General features: G+C 37.1%; 20 protein-coding genes. 15 read left to right on the top strand and 5 right to left on the bottom strand.

Annotated elements, in window-relative coordinates; all coding sequences use genetic code 11:
- Positions 1-136 precede the first annotated feature (136 nt).
- From NYE61_RS02385 to NYE61_RS02335, 11 genes are all read left to right on the top strand, one after another.
- Positions 137-2188: a sigma-54-dependent Fis family transcriptional regulator gene (locus NYE61_RS02385; protein ID WP_095306941.1), complete on the top strand. Its 2052-nt coding sequence runs from the start codon at positions 137-139 to the stop codon at positions 2186-2188.
- Between the two features lie 176 nt (positions 2189-2364).
- On the top strand, positions 2365-3459 hold the full coding sequence (gene bcd, locus NYE61_RS02380) for a branched-chain amino acid dehydrogenase (protein WP_095306940.1): 1095 nt from the start codon (positions 2365-2367) through the stop codon (positions 3457-3459).
- Between the two features lie 115 nt (positions 3460-3574).
- On the top strand, positions 3575-4660 hold the full coding sequence (gene buk / locus NYE61_RS02375; protein ID WP_303449288.1) for a butyrate kinase: 1086 nt from the start codon (positions 3575-3577) through the stop codon (positions 4658-4660).
- 15 nt (positions 4661-4675) lie between these two features.
- Entirely contained in the window at positions 4676-6097 is a 1422-nt protein-coding gene (gene lpdA, locus NYE61_RS02370) for a dihydrolipoyl dehydrogenase (RefSeq protein WP_118889631.1), read from the top strand.
- 70 nt (positions 6098-6167) lie between these two features.
- Positions 6168-7163: a thiamine pyrophosphate-dependent dehydrogenase E1 component subunit alpha gene (locus NYE61_RS02365; RefSeq protein ID WP_303449286.1), complete on the top strand. Its 996-nt coding sequence runs from the start codon at positions 6168-6170 to the stop codon at positions 7161-7163.
- A gap of 18 nt (positions 7164-7181) precedes the next feature.
- Positions 7182-8165, top strand: coding sequence for an alpha-ketoacid dehydrogenase subunit beta (locus NYE61_RS02360; protein WP_095306935.1), 984 nt, complete (start codon positions 7182-7184; stop codon positions 8163-8165).
- 21 nt (positions 8166-8186) lie between these two features.
- Positions 8187-9443 carry a dihydrolipoamide acetyltransferase family protein gene (locus NYE61_RS02355; RefSeq protein WP_095306934.1) on the top strand — a complete coding sequence of 419 codons (1257 nt, stop codon included), beginning with the start codon at positions 8187-8189 and terminating at the stop codon, positions 9441-9443.
- A 264-nt stretch (positions 9444-9707) separates the two neighbouring features.
- Positions 9708-10139: a BrxA/BrxB family bacilliredoxin gene (locus NYE61_RS02350; protein WP_095306933.1), complete on the top strand. Its 432-nt coding sequence runs from the start codon at positions 9708-9710 to the stop codon at positions 10137-10139.
- A 98-nt stretch (positions 10140-10237) separates the two neighbouring features.
- On the top strand, positions 10238-11230 hold the full coding sequence (locus NYE61_RS02345; protein ID WP_095306932.1) for an aromatic acid exporter family protein: 993 nt from the start codon (positions 10238-10240) through the stop codon (positions 11228-11230).
- A 177-nt stretch (positions 11231-11407) separates the two neighbouring features.
- A complete protein-coding gene (locus NYE61_RS02340) occupies positions 11408-11563 on the top strand; it encodes a DUF1540 domain-containing protein (protein ID WP_095306931.1) in 156 nt (51 codons plus the stop codon).
- Between the two features lie 131 nt (positions 11564-11694).
- Positions 11695-12120 carry a YugN family protein gene (locus NYE61_RS02335; RefSeq protein ID WP_095306930.1) on the top strand — a complete coding sequence of 142 codons (426 nt, stop codon included), beginning with the start codon at positions 11695-11697 and terminating at the stop codon, positions 12118-12120.
- Positions 12121-12171: 51 nt separating this feature from the next.
- Here the strand turns inward: NYE61_RS02335 and NYE61_RS02330 are convergent, their stop codons facing one another.
- The gene (locus NYE61_RS02330) at positions 12172-12606 is read right to left on the bottom strand and encodes a DUF2383 domain-containing protein (protein WP_118889628.1); all 435 of its coding nucleotides are present in this window, start codon (positions 12604-12606) and stop codon (positions 12172-12174) included.
- A 103-nt stretch (positions 12607-12709) separates the two neighbouring features.
- Positions 12710-14509: a DNA ligase D gene (locus NYE61_RS02325; RefSeq protein ID WP_118889627.1), complete on the bottom strand. Its 1800-nt coding sequence runs from the start codon at positions 14507-14509 to the stop codon at positions 12710-12712.
- A gap of 104 nt (positions 14510-14613) precedes the next feature.
- On the opposite strand from NYE61_RS02325, the gene NYE61_RS02320 reads away from it, so the two are divergent.
- Positions 14614-15450: a Ku protein gene (locus NYE61_RS02320; protein WP_303449279.1), complete on the top strand. Its 837-nt coding sequence runs from the start codon at positions 14614-14616 to the stop codon at positions 15448-15450.
- A gap of 49 nt (positions 15451-15499) precedes the next feature.
- Here the strand turns inward: NYE61_RS02320 and NYE61_RS02315 are convergent, their stop codons facing one another.
- Positions 15500-15850 (bottom strand): helix-turn-helix domain-containing protein, encoded by a 351-nt coding sequence (locus tag NYE61_RS02315; protein WP_095306924.1) that lies wholly within the window; start codon positions 15848-15850, stop codon positions 15500-15502.
- 162 nt (positions 15851-16012) lie between these two features.
- Here NYE61_RS02315 and NYE61_RS02310 point away from each other — a divergent pair, with 162 nt between their 5' ends.
- Positions 16013-17071: an LLM class flavin-dependent oxidoreductase gene (locus NYE61_RS02310; protein ID WP_118889625.1), complete on the top strand. Its 1059-nt coding sequence runs from the start codon at positions 16013-16015 to the stop codon at positions 17069-17071.
- A gap of 12 nt (positions 17072-17083) precedes the next feature.
- Positions 17084-17650 (top strand): NADPH-dependent FMN reductase, encoded by a 567-nt coding sequence (locus NYE61_RS02305; protein ID WP_303449275.1) that lies wholly within the window; start codon positions 17084-17086, stop codon positions 17648-17650.
- 349 nt (positions 17651-17999) lie between these two features.
- Here the strand turns inward: NYE61_RS02305 and NYE61_RS02300 are convergent, their stop codons facing one another.
- Positions 18000-18698: a helix-turn-helix domain-containing protein gene (locus tag NYE61_RS02300; RefSeq protein WP_303449273.1), complete on the bottom strand. Its 699-nt coding sequence runs from the start codon at positions 18696-18698 to the stop codon at positions 18000-18002.
- A gap of 86 nt (positions 18699-18784) precedes the next feature.
- Between NYE61_RS02300 and NYE61_RS02295 the strand changes: the two genes are divergently transcribed.
- Positions 18785-19555, top strand: a complete 771-nt coding sequence (locus tag NYE61_RS02295) for an HAD family hydrolase (protein WP_303449271.1) — start codon at positions 18785-18787, stop codon at positions 19553-19555.
- A gap of 557 nt (positions 19556-20112) precedes the next feature.
- Here NYE61_RS02295 and blaI read toward each other — a convergent pair.
- Positions 20113-20493: a penicillinase repressor BlaI gene (blaI, locus tag NYE61_RS02290; RefSeq protein WP_095306918.1), complete on the bottom strand. Its 381-nt coding sequence runs from the start codon at positions 20491-20493 to the stop codon at positions 20113-20115.
- Between the last annotated feature and the right edge of the window lie 25 nt (positions 20494-20518).

The following is a 20518-nucleotide window of genomic DNA, read 5'->3' as shown; positions in this document are numbered from 1 at the left end:
TTCCCCTTTAAATTCTATATTACATTCAAATAATAGTATAACAAAAGCGAAGCAAAATAGAAATCATTCTAGATTTGCCAAAATATGCAGGCTGACGTATGATAAATGTATGCAAAATAATGCAAGGTGGGATGGCATGAAACGTGTGTTGATTGTTGGGGCTGGTAAAGGGGGAAGTGCACTCTTCAATATTCTTCAAGCTACAGAGTCGATGGAAATAGCTGCAGTTGTTGATATTAACGAAGATGCAAACGGGTTAAAATTAGCACGTCGAGCAAAGATTCCGGTAAGTGTGGACTGGGAGCCATGGGTACATAATGATATTGATATTATTATTGAAGCAACTGGTGATGATCAAATCCTAGAACAGATAATTGAAAAAAGACCGCGGAGAACTGTTGTAATCCCAGGATCTGTTGCTTATATCATATCAGAGCTGCTTTTTGAAAAAGAAGCGTTGATGGATAAGGTGAAATACCAATCAAAAAATCAAGAGCTCATACTAAACCATATTCATGACGGTATGATTGTCATGAATAAGAATGAAAATATCCAGTTTATCAATAAAAGTGCGGAAAAAATAATTGGTAAATCAAGAAAGCAGTATATAGGAACACATATAAAAGAGCTTATTACAGATTCGAGACTTCCTCACGTTTTACAAACACAACGAAAAGAAGTAAATCAAAAGCTAACACTACCAAATGGGAAAAAGATTATAACAACACGGATTCCCATTATAAATGAAATAGGAGAACTAATTGGTGCTTTTGCAGTATTTAAAGATATTACAGAAGTCATGAAGCTAGCCGAGGAAAATACGGACTTGAACGAGATCAAAACGATGTTGGAAGCAATTATCAAATCGTCTGATGAAGCAATTAGTGTCGTTGACGAGAATGGAAATGGTCTTATTATTAACCCTGCATATACACGAATTACAGGGTTGAAGGAAAAAGATGTAATTGGAAAGCCTGCAACCGTTGATATTTCCGAGGGAGAAAGTATGCATTTGAAAGTACTTCAAACACGTAGAGCTGTACGAGGTGTGCGTATGAAGGTAGGACCAGGTAAAAAGGAAGTCCTCGTTAATGTCGCACCGATTATCGTGAATGGAGTTATTAAAGGCAGTGTAGGTGTATTGCATGATGTATCAGAAATTCAAGCATTAACAAAGGAATTAAAGCATGCAAGGCAAATCATTCGAAACTTAGAAGCTCGTTATACGTTTGATGATATTATTGGGAGTTCATCGGAAATGAAACTAGCTCTTGAGCAAGCGAAGGTCGGAGCGAAAACCCCTGCAATAGTCCTATTAAGGGGCGATTCAGGCACTGGTAAAGAATTATTTGCCCATGCGATTCATAATGAGAGTGATCGGAAACACAATAAGTTTATCCGAGTAAATTGTGCAGCTATTGCAGAGTCATTACTAGAAAGTGAATTATTTGGTTATGTAGAGGGGGCTTTTACAGGTGCAATGCAAGGTGGGAAAAAGGGCCTCTTTGAGGAAGCAAATCATGGAAGTATCTTTCTTGATGAAATCGGGGAATTATCGTTATCCATGCAGGCCAAGCTCTTGCGTGTATTACAAGAAAATGAAATTGTTCGAGTCGGCGGAACAAAACCGGTTTCGATTGATGTACGAGTAATCACTGCAACAAATGTCAATCTTGAAAAGGCAATTATGAATAATACATTTCGAGAAGATTTATATTATAGACTAAATCGGCTTCCTATCTTCATTCCTTCAGTTAAGGAAAGACTTAATGATTTGCCAGATCTTATACAGCATATTATTCAGAAAATCAATCAAGACTATGGTCGTAATGTACAAACGATATCAAAAGAGGCATTAAATAAATTAAAGCAATATCATTGGCCTGGGAATGTACGCGAGCTAGAAAATGTTATTGGTCGTGCCATGATATTTATGGACATGAATGAAGAGGTAATTGACAAGAAGTACATCCCAACGTTACAAGCTTTGTCTCTACCGGCGAAATCATCTATTGATGAGAGAATTAAAGGAGAAAGTACGTTACAGGATGCGATTAATCAATTTGAAAAAGCGTATATTTCCAAAACATATGAACAAAATGAATTCAATAAAACAAAAACAGCCAAAGCTTTAAATGTATCGATTCGAAATTTATATTATAAGATGAAGAAATATAATCTCGAATGAATTATTAAGCATGCAATATTTTGCATGGTTAAAAAAGTTGCAGGCTTATATTTGTGGGTTTTAAGGCATTTCCGCATAGCTTTATAGTTGGCATGGTTTTTGCTAAATACTACTGATGGAATAATATATGCGATTAAGAAGTTAGTGCTTAATTAGGTAATATAGGAGGAATTTATATGGAAATCTTTACTTATTTAGAAGAATACGATTATGAGCAATTGGTTTTTTGTCAAGATAAAAATTCAGGCTTGAAAGCTATTATTGCTATTCATGATACGACATTAGGCCCTGCATTGGGCGGAACAAGAATGTGGAAATATAATTCTGAAGATGAAGCGATTGAAGATGCTCTTCGTCTGGCTAGAGGAATGACCTATAAAAATGCTGCAGCGGGACTTGATCTAGGAGGAGGAAAAACGGTTATTATCGGTGATCCACGAACAGATAAAAATCCAGAAATGTTCCGGGCCTTCGGTCGCTATATACAAGGACTAAATGGACGGTATATAACTGCTGAAGATGTAGGAACCACTGTACAAGATATGGATCTCATTCATTTGGAAACAGATTTTGTAACTGGAACTTCATCCTATTCAGGGGCTTCAGGAAACCCATCACCTGTTACTGCTTATGGTGTCTATAAAGGAATTAAAGCATCAGCGAAAGAAGCCTTTGGCGATGAATCGTTAGAAGGAAAAACAATTGCAGTTCAAGGTATTGGAAATGTTGCATATGCGCTCTGTGAATATTTGCATAAAGACGGTGCACAGCTTATTGTAACAGATATTAATAAAGAGGCAGTAAACCGGGCTGTCGAGGCCTTTGGAGCTAAGGCTGTAGATCCTAATGATATTTATGATGTTGCATGTGATATCTACACACCTTGTGCGTTAGGAGCAACAATCAATGACAATACGATTCCAAGATTAAAAGCGAAAGTAATTGCAGGCTCTGCAAATAATCAACTAAAATCCACGGAACATGGCGACCTCATTCATGAAAAAGGGATTGTCTATGCTCCAGACTATGTCATCAATGCCGGGGGCGTAATTAATGTAGCCGATGAATTAATGGGCTTTAATGCGGAACGTGCAATGAAAAAGGTGGAAACCATTTATGATAATCTTGAACGTGTGTTTGAAATTTCGAAGCGTGATAATATTCCTACCTACTTGGCTGCTGATCGTATGGCGGAAGAAAGAATCGAATCGTTCCGAAATTCCAGAAGTCAATTTTTAAGGAATGGACATCACACATTAAGTAGAAGATAAGTGCTTTAATCATTTAGCAAAAGAAGTGTAATCCAACATAACGGATTCTTAGAAAAAAATATATTTTAAAGAATTCCATTAACGAACGCTAAGTTTTTAAATGAGGTGACCGGTTTTGCAAGAGACGTATCGAATATTAGTTGTAAATCCTGGAACCACGTCAACTAAAGTAGGGGTTTTCGATAACGAAATATGCATCGTAGAAAAAACAATCGTACATCAGCAGGCAGAATTAGAAGCTCATTATCGTGTAATGGGACAATCGAAACTTCGTACGCAGGATATTCTTGAACAGCTAAAGTATGTAGGAATTAATATTTCCAGAATTCATGCAGTATGTGGGCGTGGTGGATTACTGAGACCAATCGAAGGCGGTACGTATCAAGTAAATACCGCCATGCTATACGACTTGAAAACCGGTTATAACGGTGAGCATCCATCAAATCTTGGGGGAATAATAGCATTTGAGATTGCATCGGGGTTAAATATCGATGCCTACATTGTTGACCCTGTCGTTGTCGACGAGCTTGATGTTGTTGCTCGATACTCGGGTATTCCCGAAATTCCAAGGAAAAGTATTTTTCATGCATTGAATCATAAGGCAGCGGCAAGAAAAGCTGCTGCAAGCTTAGATTTGAAGTACGAGGATATCAATGTGATTGTTGCTCATATCGGTGAAGGAATTACAATAGGGGCACATCGCAAGGGCATGGTTATTGATGTAAACAATGGGTTAGATGGAGAAGGTCCATTTTCCTGGAATCGAGCAGGAAGCACCCCAGTTGGAGGCTTAGTTGAACTCTGTTTTTCCGGAACATACAACTATGAAGCAATGAAGAAAAAAATAGTTGGTCATGGTGGTCTGATGGCTCATCTTGAAACAAATGATGTAAGTGAGGTAGAACAAAGAATTGAACAAGGTGAGATAAAAGCAAAAGAAGTATTTGAAGCAATGGCATATCAGATTGCCAAAGAAATTGGTGCAATGAGTACAGTCTTGCGTGGTGATGTTCATGCTATTATTTTCACAGGAAAGCATGCTTATCGAGAAAGTCTTACCAGTTCGATTACCAAACAAGTCAATTGGATTGCAGACACGGTTATAATCCCAGGCGAGAATGAACTACAGGCATTAAATGAAGGTGTGTTACGTGTGCTTCGAGGAGAAGAACAGCTTAAGGTCTATACGAATCTCGAGTAAAGGAGTGAATTTAAGATGACAAAAGAATATGATTTAGTTGTTTTAGGTGGTGGAACAGGAGGCTATGTTGCAGCAATAAGAGCTTCACAGCTCGGGATGCAAGTAGCGATTGTTGAAAAGGGTGAACTTGGAGGTACATGTCTTCACCAGGGCTGTATTCCATCCAAAGCATTATTGCGGAGCGCTGAAGTATATAGACAAACAAGTGAGGCAAGTCTGTTTGGTGTAGAAACAGAACGCATAGCTCTGAATTTTAGCAAAGTACAAGAAAGAAAGCAATCGATTATTAACACATTACATCAAGGCGTACAAGGCTTAATGAAAAAAGGAAAAATCGATGTAATTAATGGATTTGGGCGGATACTTGGACCAAGTATTTTTTCACCTATGCCAGGTACTATTTCTGTTGAACATGAGAATGGTGAAGAAAACACAATGATCGTTCCAAAAAATGTGTTAATTGCTACAGGTTCAAAGCCAAAGACTTTACCAGGACTTCCAATAGATGGACATTTCGTAATGAGTTCAGATGAGGCGCTGCAAATGGAAAAATTACCAGACTCAATTCTTATTGTCGGCGCAGGTGTAATCGGAATTGAATGGGCGTCCATGCTCACAGATTTTGGCGTAACTGTAACAGTTGTTGAATACCTGAATCAAATACTGCCAACAGAGGACGAAGCAATTGCGAAAGAAGCTGAACGACTTCTTAAGAAAAAAGGGGTTACGTTTATTAAAGGAGCAAACATACAAACAGAGACTTTACATACTGATCAAGGCATTTCCATTGAGGTAGAAATAGATAATAAAAAACAGTCACTCCAAGCTGAAAGGATGCTTGTCTCAGTTGGCAGGGAAGCCAATACAGTAAACATAGGAATTGAAAACACAGATATTGTTCTCAGTAATGGCTATATTCAAACGAACGATTATTTCCAAACAAAAGAATCGCATATTTATGCTATCGGCGATGTTATTGGAGGTATGCAACTCGCACATGTTGCTTCCCGTGAAGGAATTGTCGCTATTGAGCATATGGCAGGAAAAGAAACATACCCAATTAACTACGAAAATGTTCCGACGTGTATCTATTCCAGCCCGGAAATTGCAAGTGTTGGTTTAACTGAAAAAGCAGCAAAAGAAAAAGGGTATGATATTAAAGTTGGTAAATTTCCTTTTAAAGCAATAGGAAAGGCATTAGTATTCGGAGAATCAGACGGTTTTGTGAAAATTATTGCAGATAAAAAGACAAATGATATTTTAGGAATTCATATGATTGGCCCCCATGTTACAGATTTAATATCTGAGGCCGGTCTTGCTAAAGTACTAGATGCAACACCATGGGAATTATCACAATCGATTCATCCTCACCCAGCATTATCAGAGATTATTGGCGAAGCAGCACTTGCTGTAGAAGGTGAACAGATTCATGGGTAACAGCTATTCAAATTCTTGCTCAATAAGCAAGTGACTTATTAAATTTCGGAAAAAATAGGGAGGGAAAAGTATGACAAAAAAACGACATCAGGAACTAGGTTTAACGGATGAACAGGTTTTAGAGATGTATAAAACGATGCTTTTAGCTAGAAAGCTTGATGAACGCATGTGGTTATTGAATCGATCAGGAAAGATACCATTTGTTATTTCTTGCCAAGGACAGGAAGCAGCACAGGTGGGCGCAGCTTTTGCTTTAAATAGGAAAGAAGACTATATTGCACCATATTATCGAGACATGGGTGTTGTCCTTGCATTTGGAATGACTGCAAAGGAGTTAATGTTATCTGCATTTGCTAAAGCAGATGACCCTAACTCTGGCGGAAGACAAATGCCAGGGCATTTTGGTCAAAAGAAAAATCGGATTTTATCTGGTTCTTCACCAGTTACAACACAAGTACCACATGCCGTGGGAGTCGCTCTTGCCGCAAAAATGGAAAAGAAAGATGTTGTCAGCTTCGTTACATTAGGAGAAGGTTCCTCCAACCAAGGTGATTTCCATGAAGGATTGAACTTTGCTGGTGTGCATAAATTACCGGTCATAACCATGGTCGAAAATAATAAATATGCCATTTCCATTCCATATGATCGCCAGGTTGCAAGTAATAATATTGCAGATCGTGCACAAGGCTATGGGATGCCTGGAGTAACCATTGATGGCAATGATCCATTAGCTGTATATCAAGCGGTAAAAGAAGCTCGAAATCGAGCAACTCGTGGTGAAGGTCCTTCATTAATTGAAGCTGTCTGCTATCGTCTAACTGCACATTCAAGTGATGATGATGATCGCACGTATCGTGAGAAAGGCGAAGTGGAAGAGGCTAAGAAAAATGATTCTGTTATTACGTTTGCAAGCTACTTAAAAGAAAATGAGATACTGACAGACTCGGTTGAACAACGTTTGAATGATGAGATCACAAAAATCATAAATGAAGCTACTGATTTTGCTGAAAATGCGGCTTACGCAGAAGCAGAAGATACACTTAAATATGTTTATGAAGAAAAGTAGTAGGGAGGGGAACCAAATATGCCAGTAATGTCTTATATTCAGGCAGTGACAACTGCATTAAGAGAAGAAATGCAGCGCGATGAGAAGGTTTTTATTCTAGGTGAGGATGTCGGCAAAAAAGGAGGCGTCTTTCGAGCAACTGACGGTTTGTATGAAACATTCGGTGAAGCTCGCGTTTTAGATACTCCTTTAGCAGAATCAGCTATTGCAGGTGTTGGGATTGGAGCGGCCATGTATGGAATGCGACCTGTTGCAGAAATGCAATTCGCTGATTTTATTATGCCTGCTGTAAACCAAATTATTTCTGAAGCAGCAAAGATGCGCTATCGATCAAATAATGACTGGAGTGTACCAATGACAATTCGTGCTCCCTACGGCGGAGGTGTCCACGGAGCGCTCTATCACTCGCAATCGGTTGAAGCTATATTTGCGAATCAGCCAGGACTTAAAATAGTAATGCCTTCCACTCCTTATGATGTGAAAGGACTTTTAAAAGCGGCTATTCGCGATAACGATCCTGTTCTATTTTTTGAACATAAACGAGCATATCGTTTACTAAAGGGTGAAGTTCCTGAAGATGACTATGTGCTTCCGATTGGCAAAGCGGATGTAAAGCGTGAAGGAGAAGATATTACAGTCATTACCTATGGTTTATGCGTGCATTTTGCATTACAGGCTGCCGAAAAGCTAGCAGAAGATGGAATCAATGCGCATATTCTGGACTTACGAACGGTCTATCCGCTTGATCAGGAAGCAATTATTGAAGCAGCAAAGAAAACTGGTAAGGTTTTACTTATAACAGAGGACAATAAGGAAGGTAGTATCATTGGTGAGGTTGCAGCAATTATTGCTGAACATTGTCTTTTTGATTTAGATGCACCAATTAATCGATTAGCAGGACCTGATGTCCCTGCTATGCCATATGCACCGACCATGGAAAAGTATTTTATGATGAATCCGGATAAAGTAGAAAAGGCAATGCGCGATTTAGCAGAATATTAATTACGAAGGAGGGAGAAGCAAGTGGCTACTGAAAAAATTACAATGCCCCAGCTCGGCGAAAGTGTAACGGAAGGAACAATTAGTACATGGCTCGTTAAAGTTGGAGATCAAGTAACTAAATATGACCCAATTGCTGAAGTAATGACAGATAAAGTAAATGCAGAGGTTCCATCCTCCTATACAGGGATAATCAAAGAGCTTACTGCAGACGAGGGTGATACGGTTGCTGTCGGTGAGTTAATTTGCTATATCGATACAGAGGAACCGAGTAATCGTACCGAATCTACTGAAAGCAAACTAGCAGAAGCAGAGCCTTCCAAACCAACAGATGTAGATGATTCGATGAAAAAACGCTATTCTCCTGCAGTGCTTCGATTAGCACAAGAAAACGATATTAATTTAGAACACGTAACAGGTTCAGGTCGTGGAGGAAGAATTACAAGAAAAGACATCGAAAAAATAATTGCTTCTGGTGAAATTCCATCAGATATAACTGCAGGTGAAATGAAAGAAACGATTCAAGGTTCGTCTAGCACGAGAGATGAAACAAAAAATGACATATTTGTAGAAACGAAAGCCGGTGATATTGAAATTCCTGTCAAAGGTGTTCGTAAAGTAATAGCTGAAAATATGGTCAAATCAAAACAGGAAATCCCTCATGCTTGGATGACTGTTGAAGTTGATGTAAGTGATCTTGTAACATATCGGAATAAAGTCAAGAATGCTTTTAAAAAAGATGAAGGATTTAGTTTAACTTATTTTTCCTTTTTCGTAAAAGCAGTTGCACAAGCCTTGAAAGAATACCCTCAATTAAATAGCATGTGGGCAGGCGATAAGATTATTCAGAAAAAGGATATTCACCTTTCGATTGCTGTGGCAAAAGAGAACGAGCTTTTTGTTCCAGTTATTAAGCATGCAGACGAAAAAACAGTTAAAGCAATTGCTCGAGATGTCCATGAACTTGCAATGAAAGCACGAAACGGCAAATTAACTGCACAGGATATGCAAGGTGGAACGTTTACTGTTAATAATACGGGTTCATTTGGATCAATTTCCTCAATGGGGGTTATTAACTATCCACAGGCTGCAATCTTACAGGTAGAATCAATCGTTAAACGCCCAGTAATTATTAATGACATGTTTGCAGCACGTGATATTGTAAATCTCTCCCTATCGTTGGATCACCGTATCTTAGATGGTCTTGTATGCGGCAGATTTTTATCAAGGGTAAAAGAAATACTTGAGAGTATGAATGAGCATACGATCAATTTGTATTAATGCTTTATACTTTCTTCAGATTTATAAATTGAAAAATAGGCCTAGACTTGATAAGCTAAAGAAGAATACTTATAGTGAGTGTTGAAAAAGGAGGATAAAAAGGACCGAGAAGTTCGAGGCGGCTTAGCTTTGAGTAGCGGAGCGTATGCAATTAATACGTGAGGAACGAAAAAGCAAGCCAACGAAGAAATTCGATGTGTCATTTTTACCGGACTTTTTGAATAACCTCTTATACAAATTAACGTAAAGGGATGGAGATGCTAAATGGATTTTAATTTATTCATGCAGGATGTTGTTGATGCTGCACGAAAAGATATAACCGAAGCAGGATATAAAGAGTTAAAAACTCCAGAGGAAGTAGATGCTGTACTTAGTGAAAAAGGAACAACACTCGTTATGATCAATTCAACATGTGGATGTGCTGGTGGAGTTGCACGTCCGGCAGCTGCCCATTCAGTTCATTTTGATAAACGTCCAGATAATCTTGTAACAGTTTTCGCCGGTCAAGACCGTGAAGCAACTGAAAAAGCACGTGAATACTTTGAAGGGTATCCTCCTTCTTCACCTTCATTTGCTTTACTAAAGGATGGCAAGATTGTAACAATGATTGAACGTCATGACATCGAGGGTCATAGCCCTATGGAAGTAACTACAAAATTACAAACAATTTTTGATGAGCATTGTACTGAACTTTAATTGATTTTAGAATAAAAAAGAGACTGTCATGTAAGTCAGTCTCTTTTTTATAACTTGAAATCAGCTGAACAGATTAATTTTTTCAAGGAGTATGAAAAATGAAGATTGGCTATCGGACGATTAAAACAGCTATTGGTACACCTTTAGCTATATCTATTGCTCAGCTATTAGGCTTGACGAACTTTGTATCAGCTGGAATTCTAACTATCTTGTGTATTCAGCCCTCTAGAAAGAGATCTTACTACAGCGCTTTGCACAGGTTTATAGCATGTATCATTGCTACACTATATGCTTACATTTTCTTCGAGTGGATCGCTTATCATCCTCTTGTCCTCGGTATTATGTTAATTGTTTTCATACCTACAACTGTTTTTCTTAAGGTAACTCCTGGTATAGCAACGAGCTCGGTTGTTATTTTAAACTTATACAGTGCTTCCTCCATAACATTGGCATCTCTATTCGATCAATTTCTATTAATTGTTGTTGGTATTGGCGTTGGGCTCTTATTAAATTTGTATATGCCGAGCCTGGATAAACCGTTAAAAGAAAAACAACAAAAATTGGAACAGAATTTCACGATTATTTTATATGAATACTCTCAGTACATTCGATATAAGCATACGACTTGGAAAGGAGACGAACTTGCGGAATCAGAGGATATTTTACTAGAAGCGAATACGCTAGTAGAACGTGATAGAGAAAATCATTTACTACGAAATAAACATCCATATCGAGATTATTTCCGAATGCGAACTAGGCAATTTGAGTTATTGAAAAAAATGCTTCCGCTTGTGTCGAGACTACCAGATGCTGACCCAATTGGTGAAAAAATTGCTGAATTTTTTGAAGGGCTTTCCAAAAATGTTCATCCAGGAAATACTGCAATTATTTATCTTGATCAATTAAAAGAACTACGATCCCAAATTAATGAGGAAGAACTCCCTAAGACCAGAGAGGATTTTGAAGCTAGGGCAAATTTATTCCAATTATTACATGAAATTGAAGATTACTTAATCATCAAGTTGAAATATAAAGAAAGTGATGTTAATGTGTTTAAACGTTTGAAAAATCAAAAAAAGACAAAAAATTAACATGCAAGCTGCAGGCCTTCAATCATTATTATAAAGGCAAAAAAGCAATGTGAAAGCTAATGTTTAACGCTTCATGACACAAATCTCGTGTTATGAAGCGTTAGTTTTTTCCATATGCGATAATAGCATGAATAACTCGAATTTGTTCATGATAACAAATAAGGGAGGTGGGTTTTGATGGCTAAGGATGTATTGTGTGAAGTAAATAGCTGTACGTACTGGGGACCTGGGAACAGATGTCATGCCAATGCGATTTATATTGTTAATCGTAAAGGAAAAGAAGCTTCAAATAGCGAGGAAACAGATTGCAAAACATTTGTCCCAAAAGTTTAATTTTAAAGGGTAACCAATATAATGGTTGCCCTTTAATTATGATATGACCGGTTACTTGCTAGAAAATTGTCCATCTGTAGGTATCTTAATTATGAAAAAGTGAATACTAGTCACCAAAGGAGTGAATTAAAATGCTTAAATTACAAACCGAAATTGAAGGAATGAAAGCATACTTTGGTGATGTACATAAAATATTTAAAACGAATGGATTTACCTTTTGCAGTAATTTTGACTATGATCATGGAAAGTTTGATATGGCGTTATGTCGAGAAGCAGGTGAAACAATTTACATCAGAATTCCCTTTAATGTCTTGAAAGGTGAATTAGATCGTCCCAGTGCATATATTGAATTTGGACAACCATATGTTATCAAACATGTTGTCAATACAGGACTAGATTGGGACGAAAGTTCATTATTAACGACTACCGGGTTCAATCAGTTTCAAAATCCGATTGATAAGGATGGAAACATAATAGATAAAAGTAGGTGGGAAGAAGCTGGAGAACAACACGTACATCGTATTTATCGCTCCATCAATGACTTGCAAATTTCCTAACATGAAAAAATCGGCCCCTCTCCAATAAAGGGTCGATTTTTTCTGTTTACGCTATTCATCCATCATTAATTGGTTTAATTGTTTTATATGGGCTCTGTCTTCATCTAAATTATGCTTAACAATTTCGAGACTTTTCGAGTCCATATCTCCTCGGATAATTTCCTCCACCTGGTGAATACCCATTTCTTGTCCTTTAAGTACACCTTTAATAATACCTTCATTATAGTCAGGGTAATCTTTCATACGCAACATCAATTCTTGCACAGATAACTTCATTCCGTTATCTTCTACGGCCTTACCACCCAGATTTTGGATTTGTTCGGCAGTCTTTGCAGCATGCTGTTTATGCTCTTGCTGAATACGCTGCAGTTCATTTTTAAGTTTTGGGTCATTGGTATGTTTAATGTAATGCTCATATGCGTGGATGCCCATATACTCTCCTTGTAAATACGCATTTAATTCCTTAACAATATCCTTATCGTTCATTTTGATGTAATCTCCTTTAATATAGTTGCCAAATAGATAGTTTTCAGCCTTATTTTGAGTAAGATACATAATTATATACAATTGGAATTTATGAAGTGAGTTCCTAATCTCTCACTAAATTTAAGACTTTATACAGCTTCTGTATCATGGCCGTTTCAAAATAATTATCAAATGGACAACCTAACTGTTGCACTCGCTCCATAACATTGTCAATTGTAAATAAGGTTGGATAAAGTTCTTCGTTAACTTCTTCCCAAAACAGCGGAGTAGCGACGGTCCCTTCTGTTGTCATCCTAGGGGAATATGGTGCAATCAACGTTTTATCTTTGCCATGTTGAACATAATCAATATATAAACGTCCTTTTCTTTTTTTCTTCATTCGCTCTGTTGTAAAGTATTTAGGATACGTATTCTCAATTGTAACGGCGATTGCCTTCGTGAAGGTTGCGGTTTCTTCGTACGTCATACTTCCGGGTCTTAATGGAATATGAATCTGTAAACCCTTGTTTCCAGATGTTTTAACAAAGGAGATAAGATCTAGATCATCTAATAAAGATTTTATAAGTTTGGCTGCACGAATAGCTAAATGAAAATGTTCTCTGTCAGGTGGGTCTAGATCAAAAGCGATTTCTGCTGGTACAGCGCTCCTGACATGCTGAAAAGGGATATGATATTCCACTGCGCCGTGATTCGCAAACCAGATCAATGCATCTAAACGATCGCAAACAAATGTCCGTTCATCTCCAGAAGGTACAGAAGTGATAAAATCAGGGGCATAGTCCGGTAAATGCTTCTGAAAAAAATGTTCTTTCTCGATACCATCCGGACACCGAATAACCGTTAGTTCCCGGTTTTGAAGAAAGGGGAGCATGTATGGAGAAATTTCCCGCATGAACAAAAGAAGATCCCCCTTTGAAAAATTAGCAGTTGGCCATAGCATTTTTTTCGTGTTAGTTAAATCAATTGTCTTAGGAAACATTGCTAAATCTAGCTCCAGGTTTGCGAACGTACATTCTTCCGGTTTGCGTTGTGGTAATAGATCAGCAAATTCAGGTTCCCGTAACTCTTCTTTATATAAATCAAGTGTATGGATAGAAGCACAAATGACTGGAGGCAATAGATAACGTTTTCCTTGTTTTTTCCCATTTGCCATAAATAATTGCTTTACCGTTTGAAACGATTCTCCGTCAAGTCCATGCTTACATTTACCAATCGTTCGTATTTGTTCATGATGAAAAACACCAATATCAAAATAATCGTTGCTCATATCATATGCTGTTAAAAATCCTTGAATTTCCCTCCAATTTTTAATTTTGTACCAATCATGATGTCGCTTTCCAATTTGATAAGTGCTTGTTCTCCTTTTCGCAACAATACCCTCTGCTTTTTGATCAAACATAATTGTGGTAATTAGCTCGTCGCTACGGAATGATTCGATCAGTCGTATACGCGATCCAGTCAGTTTACGGAATATAGCTTCAAGAGCTTTTTTTCTTACGTAAAGTTTTTGGGCTTTATATGAGTTCCCTCTTAACACCAGCAAATCAAACACAATAAATGTAGCTGGCCGAACACGTGCGGCACTTTGGATAGTTTCTTGATTCTTTAATCGTCCTCTCTTTTGGAGCAGGGAAAAATTGCTTTGGTAGTCAGTATTGCAGATAACAAGTTCTCCATCAAATGTTAAGGGTAAAGAAGATTTGATACTTGGATAAAATTTCTTACAAAACGAAGTTATCTCTGGGAAATTTAATGTTAAATCTGTATTATTTCTACTCACTAATGTAATTGTCCCATCCGCACTCCATGTAAACACGCATCTAAATCCATCATATTTCATCTCATAAATCCAATCTTCACCAAGTGGAATTTCAGAAGATATTCTAGGCTTCATAATATCCATTGGAAGCACCTCCATATTCATAAAGTGGCATATTTCGAGAAAATTAATCCATCGAATAGAATTTTAAAGTAACAGCAAACTAAAGAAAAAAGGAGGTTGTTACGATGCATACGATGTGGAAAGGAACTATCAGCTTTGGCTTGGTTAATATTCCCGTAAAGATGCACGCTGCTACCGAAAATAAAGATATTAAACTAAGACAGCTGCATAAGGAATGCAAATCCCCAGTAAAATATGAAAAAGTGTGTCCCATCTGTGAAAAAGAGGTTAAAAACGAAGACATTGTAAAAGCATATGAATATGCCAAAAATAAATTTGTTATCTTAGATGAGGAAGAGCTAGAGTCCTTAAAGAAAGAACAAGAGGACAAAGCTGTTGAAATTCTTGACTTTGTCCAATTAGAGGATATTGATCCGATTTATTTTGAAAAGAGTTATTATTTATCTCCAAATGAAGGAGGGGGTAAAGCATATGGATTATTGCGTAGCGCGCTGAGTGATACGGGGAAAATCGGGATTGCCAAAATGATCATTCGAGCAAAGGAACAGCTTGCAATTATCCGGGTTTACGAAAATGTACTCGTTGTAGAGACCATTCATTATCCAGATGAGGTAAGAAGCGTTCAGGATGTTCCGAACATCCCAGAAGAGGTTGAAATCGTAAAGAAAGAATTAGACACGGCTAAAATGTTGATCGATCAGTTAACGAACGACTTTGAACCTGAGAAGTATACAGATGATTATCGTACAGCTTTAATGGAATTAATTGAAGAAAAGAAAAACAATGAACAGACTGCTACTGGTAAGGAAAAAGCCGTACCAGATAATGTTACGAACTTAATGGATGCACTCCAAGCATCATTGGATAGAGCGAAAAAAGACAAACCAAAGCCAAAACAAGCAAAACGAAAAAAAACAACGAAGAAAAAGGTTGCCACATAAGACATCTCCACTTGTTGGAGGTATCTTATGTGAAAACACCAATTCTTTATTACTGTATATTCTCTCGATTTTCTTTCTCCATTTTATGCAATGTGTGTTTCACTCCCCATTCATGCATTGCTTCTAAAATTGGTTCTAAACTTTTTCCATATTCTGTAATGGAATACTCCACTTTTGGAGGTACTTGCGGATAAACTTTACGCATCACAATATCCTCAGCCTCTAATTCCCGCAGTTGATTCGTTAACATCTTTTGTGTGATTCCTGGCATACTTCGCTTTAATTCGCTAAATCGTTTGGTTCCTTCTTGTAAAAGATTTAACAAAATAATTGGTTTCCACTTCCCAACCAATATTCCTAAAGCGTCTTCAACACGACAAAGTTCTGGTTTCTTTTCCATGTAATCCTCCTAAGTATCTTTTAGTATACTATGTACCATTAAAGTGCGTACTTACAATTTTTCGTTATATAAGACATAATAACATTATATAGAATGTGATGGAAGAAGATTCTTCTTTGTTAGAAGGCATTAGGACATTAGAAGTGAAAGGTTGAAGTATGTATGGAAAATTACCGTATCGATACAAGTAAAGGATTGGAGTTTGGACTATACACATTAGGCGATCATATTTCAGATCCACATACAGGAAAACGAATCTCAGCAGAACAGCGAATTCATGAAATTATTGAATTAGCGAAACTTGCTGAACAAGCAGGTATTGACTTTTTCAGTGTAGGTGAAAGCCATCAGGATTATTTCACAACACAGGCACATTCAGTTGTACTAGCGGCCATTGCGCAGGCGACGAGTAAGATCAAGATTGCTAGTTCCTCTACAATTATTAGCACATTGGATCCAGTTCGTGTTTATGAAGATTTTGCAACGATTGATTTAATTTCAAAAGGACGAGCAGAAATTATAGCAGGGCGTGCTTCTAGAATAGGACTTTTTGATTTATTAGGATATGATCTTCGTGATTATGAAGAATTGTATGAAGAAAAGTTTGAACTATTACTTGAAATCAATAAAAATGAGGTTATCAATTGGAGCGGACAATTCCGTGCTCCACTAAACAACGCAAAGGTAATTCCACGTCCGAAAGACGGCTCCCTGCCGATTTGGCGTGCAGTAGGCGGTGCACCTGCCAGTGCTATTAAGGCAGGATATGCAGGGGTCCCGATGTTCCTGGCTATGCTAGGTGGACCAGCGACAAGCTTCAAACGATCGATTGATGCATTCCGTGAAGCTGCGAGTCAAAGCGGGTTTGATCCAGCAGAGCTTCCGATATCAACAGCAGGATTCTTCTATGCTGCCGAAACAACTGGGCAGGCTCAGAGAGAATATTATCCTTATATAAATGAAGGAATGAAGCTAACGAATGGACGAGGCTATCCAAAGCAGCATTTTGCTCAAGGGGCTGATCCAAGAGACGTTATGAATATTGGAAGCCCGCAACAAATCATCGAGAAAATTCTTTATCAACATGAAGTGTTTGGCCACCAGCGTTATATTGGCCAAATGGATTTCGGTGGCGTGCCATTTGAAAAGTTAAAGAAAAACATTGAATTGATTGGCACAGAAATTTTACCGGCAATTAAAAAGCATACAGCAAGAAAATAGGAGGGAAGCAAAGTGAAGATTGTTGCTTTATCCGGATCAAAAGTTGGTACGAAAACAAAAACAGCGATGAATTACACAGTGAAATCAATAAACGATAAAATTCCAGTAACGGATGTGACACTGATTGATTTAGCTGACTATGATATTCAGTTTAGTGACGGACGTAACTATTTAGAATATGCAGGGGATACGAAGTATGTAGCAAAAACAATCATGGAAGCAGATATTATCATAATTGGAACGCCAATCTTTCAAGCATCAATCCCAGCTACATTAAAGAATATATTTGATTTACTGCCGATAAATGCATTTCAAGATAAAATAGTCAGTCTGCTTGTTACAGCAGGTTCTTCCAAGCATTATTTAATTGCAGAACAGCAATTAAAACCAATACTTGCATACATGCAAGCTCAAATTGTCCAAAAGTATGTATTTATAGAGGAGAAGGATTTTTATCGAAACGAAATAACGAGTGATGATGTGTTATTTCGAATCGATCGCTTAATTGAAGATACATTCTTACTAGCAGAGACCTATATTAAAATCCGTAAAGAAAAAGAAGCAGCTTATGGATTTTAAGCCGGTTACTTATTTTTTCAAAGTCGTCTAAAAAAAGGCGGCTTTTTCTATTATCTAGACAAATTTGCAATAAAGAATCAAAAAAATATTATTAAGTAGTAAAATAAGTGTGCCATTTGAAATGATAAATTCTAGAAATTATAAATTTTTCGTAAACCAATGAAACAGATCTGTTTTTAGAAATGCGTGTGGTCACGGAGGATTTCAGAAATTTCTGGTGAAGAAGCAACATAATGATTTGGCTGTTTTTATTAGGAGGACTTATCTTTTTTATTACTTTATAATCCAAAGTGAATCTAGGTACGTGAAGAAATCTTATTCTTTATTATTCATTCAGGTGTTATATACTTTATTTATACCGAATTCCATTTGCTGCCTTTTCTAATTCCTTCCAGTTTAATATTTGAATTGAGTTTTTTTGTCTTTCAATAATACCTTGCTCGATTAAAGAAGATATTACACGGTTGAGATGTCGATAAGTCGTACCTAGCAAACTGGCTATTTCTTTAACGCTCGAGGTCTGTAATTCGATCCCGAATTCGTTATCCGCATCAGGAGACAGCGTAGACATTAGATAACTTGCAAACTTGTTTTCAACAGATGCTAATAAATTTACACGAGAAGCTGTTGTACATGTTTGAAGTTTAAAACATACATGTTCTAAAAGCATATGTAAAAGTCTTGGGTTGTCTATTTCATATTTTTTGATGTGATCAAAAGGAACGCCGATCACTAAACATTCATCGACAGCTTGAACTTGTGACTGAACAGGAACATCTCGAATTAATTCAATATCACCAATAACAGAAAGGGGATAAATAAAACGTAATAGCAGTGCTTTTCCGGTTTCAATACTTGATGTTATTCTAGCTTTACCATTGACTAAGAATAATAGGGAATTCATTTCTATCCCTTCAAAGCGTATAATTTCCCCTGAATGATATTGATGCATATGATATGGCAGTTGTTTTGATTGATGAAACATTCTATTAATTTGAAATTCATCTAAATATTTCTCCAATAACTCTGAATCTTGAATATTTCGCATGAAAATCTCCTTTTTTGGGACATATGTCCTTTTCATTATAAGATAAACTGATAATATGGACAATAAATGAAGAAAGAAGGGATAAAATGAAATTTGTATTCGATTTAGATGGGACAATCTGCTTTCACGGCAAGCCTGTCTCAGAAAATCTACTCACATCGATAGAAGATCTAAAAGCAAAAGGGCATGAAGTTATTTTTGCTTCAGCCAGGCCAATACGAGATCTACTGCCTATCTTGCATGAGCGTTTTCATCATTACCCCATGGTTGGTGGGAATGGATCTATGGTTGCAGCAAACGGAAAAATCATTTCAACCATAAGTTTTAGTGAAGAAACACTGGCAGCTACGGGCCGCTTACTAGAAGCATTTAACATCACTTATTTAATTGATAGTGAATGGGACTATGCTTACACTGGACCAACTGACCATCCAATATTAAATAATCTGGATCCACTAAAGCGAGCTAAGAACGTTGAATTACATAAGTTATCATCCATTATAAAGATACTAATACTTACATCAGATGATAGAAAAGAAGTATTGAAACGACTTAGTAAAATGAAGGTGGTTGTGCACATCCATGGAGATGAGGGCATCTTCGATATTAGCCCTGAAGGTATAGATAAATGGAGCGGTTTGCAACAGTTGGGAGTGAAAGAAAGGGAATACATCGCATTTGGTAATGATTCGAATGATAGAACGATGTTTCAGCATGCTGGTCATACTGTAATGATAGGTGATAATCAACAGTTAAAACCATTTGCATCAGAGCAATTATTCATCGAACAGGATATAGAACGCAAAATAATAAATAGATTAGATAAGCTAGCAAGCCCACATATGTTACAAATATAGCGTTTACAGAGAATTAACTTAGGCTAGTAAACCACCAAATCTTACTCTTTAAACAGGTAAGATTTAATGGAGAAAACCCTATAATAGAGGGGTTCCATTGCCATTTTTGTACCAGCTGTGTCTTCCAAGTTAAGCATACGGCATTATGTATATTGCCAATTTTGATTGTTGCTGCAACCGCCTAAATGAGCCCTAAGTATTATCTTCTTATATTTCCAATGACATGATTGAATTTATTGATGACGCTATTATCAATTATTCAAGGTGATTATCAATTAAACTGATTTAGTATAAAATTCCTCGGGTCTATATACTTCGTTATCAATAATTACTATAAATAAAAGGTCATTAGGTCGATACTTGTGAACGAGAATAGTTAATATCTACGGGCTCGGGTATATTACAAGAGATTGATACTAGTCTTATGCACAAGTTGAACTATTCGAAGGGGCTTGATACATTTAAAGTCCTGGAAACTGTACAGGAAACCGAGTAAATTCTTTAACTTTGCGCTTCATTCTGTTAGGGACACCTCACAGAATGAAGCTATTTTAACATTATTTTTTTTGATTTTTATTCAAAATAGTCCTCAATTCTTTAATATCCTCTTCAGACAAAGATTCTTGTTCCATGAACTGAACGAGCATCGATTTTACCGTTCCGCCATAGATTCGCTTAATAAAAGAATGTGCTTCAGCTCGCTGACATTCTTCCTGAGAATAAATCGGATAAAAAGTATAGATTCTTTGATTTTTATTAATACCGACCACTTCTTTTTGCGCAAGACGATCAAGAAGCGTACGTACAGTTTTCGGTTTCCAGTCCGTTTTTGCCTGTAAAGAGGCTATCACTTCATTCGCTGTCTGCGGTGCTCTCTCCCAGAGCACGTTCATGACTTCCCATTCTGCTTCTGAGATATTAGGTATATGTTTAGACACTGCTACTAACCTCCCGATCATATTT

This window comes from Oceanobacillus sp. FSL W7-1304 (genome assembly GCF_037969805.1).
Taxonomy (GTDB): Bacteria; Bacillota; Bacilli; order Bacillales; family Amphibacillaceae; genus Oceanobacillus; species Oceanobacillus profundus.
Note: the sequence above shows the minus strand (reverse complement) of the source record. Positions and strands in the feature narration are given on the sequence as shown.

Coding starts and splice junctions, on each gene's coding strand:
- NYE61_RS02315 (WP_095306924.1), bottom strand. CDS start 15,850: ATGGAAAAGAAACCAGAACTTTGTCGTGTTGAAGACGCTTTAGGAATA.
- NYE61_RS02325 (WP_118889627.1), bottom strand. CDS start 14,509: ATGGATATTATGAAGCCTAGAATATCTTCTGAAATTCCACTTGGTGAA.
- NYE61_RS02330 (WP_118889628.1), bottom strand. CDS start 12,606: ATGAACGATAAGGATATTGTTAAGGAATTAAATGCGTATTTACAAGGA.
- NYE61_RS02295 (WP_303449271.1), top strand. CDS start 18,785: ATGAAATTTGTATTCGATTTAGATGGGACAATCTGCTTTCACGGCAAG.
- NYE61_RS02360 (WP_095306935.1), top strand. CDS start 7,182: ATGCCAGTAATGTCTTATATTCAGGCAGTGACAACTGCATTAAGAGAA.
- NYE61_RS02385 (WP_095306941.1), top strand. CDS start 137: ATGAAACGTGTGTTGATTGTTGGGGCTGGTAAAGGGGGAAGTGCACTC.
- NYE61_RS02310 (WP_118889625.1), top strand. CDS start 16,013: ATGGAAAATTACCGTATCGATACAAGTAAAGGATTGGAGTTTGGACTA.
- NYE61_RS02340 (WP_095306931.1), top strand. CDS start 11,408: ATGGCTAAGGATGTATTGTGTGAAGTAAATAGCTGTACGTACTGGGGA.
- NYE61_RS02345 (WP_095306932.1), top strand. CDS start 10,238: ATGAAGATTGGCTATCGGACGATTAAAACAGCTATTGGTACACCTTTA.
- NYE61_RS02320 (WP_303449279.1), top strand. CDS start 14,614: ATGCATACGATGTGGAAAGGAACTATCAGCTTTGGCTTGGTTAATATT.
- NYE61_RS02335 (WP_095306930.1), top strand. CDS start 11,695: ATGCTTAAATTACAAACCGAAATTGAAGGAATGAAAGCATACTTTGGT.
- lpdA (WP_118889631.1), top strand. CDS start 4,676: ATGACAAAAGAATATGATTTAGTTGTTTTAGGTGGTGGAACAGGAGGC.
- NYE61_RS02365 (WP_303449286.1), top strand. CDS start 6,168: ATGACAAAAAAACGACATCAGGAACTAGGTTTAACGGATGAACAGGTT.
- NYE61_RS02350 (WP_095306933.1), top strand. CDS start 9,708: ATGGATTTTAATTTATTCATGCAGGATGTTGTTGATGCTGCACGAAAA.
- bcd (WP_095306940.1), top strand. CDS start 2,365: ATGGAAATCTTTACTTATTTAGAAGAATACGATTATGAGCAATTGGTT.
- NYE61_RS02300 (WP_303449273.1), bottom strand. CDS start 18,698: ATGCGAAATATTCAAGATTCAGAGTTATTGGAGAAATATTTAGATGAA.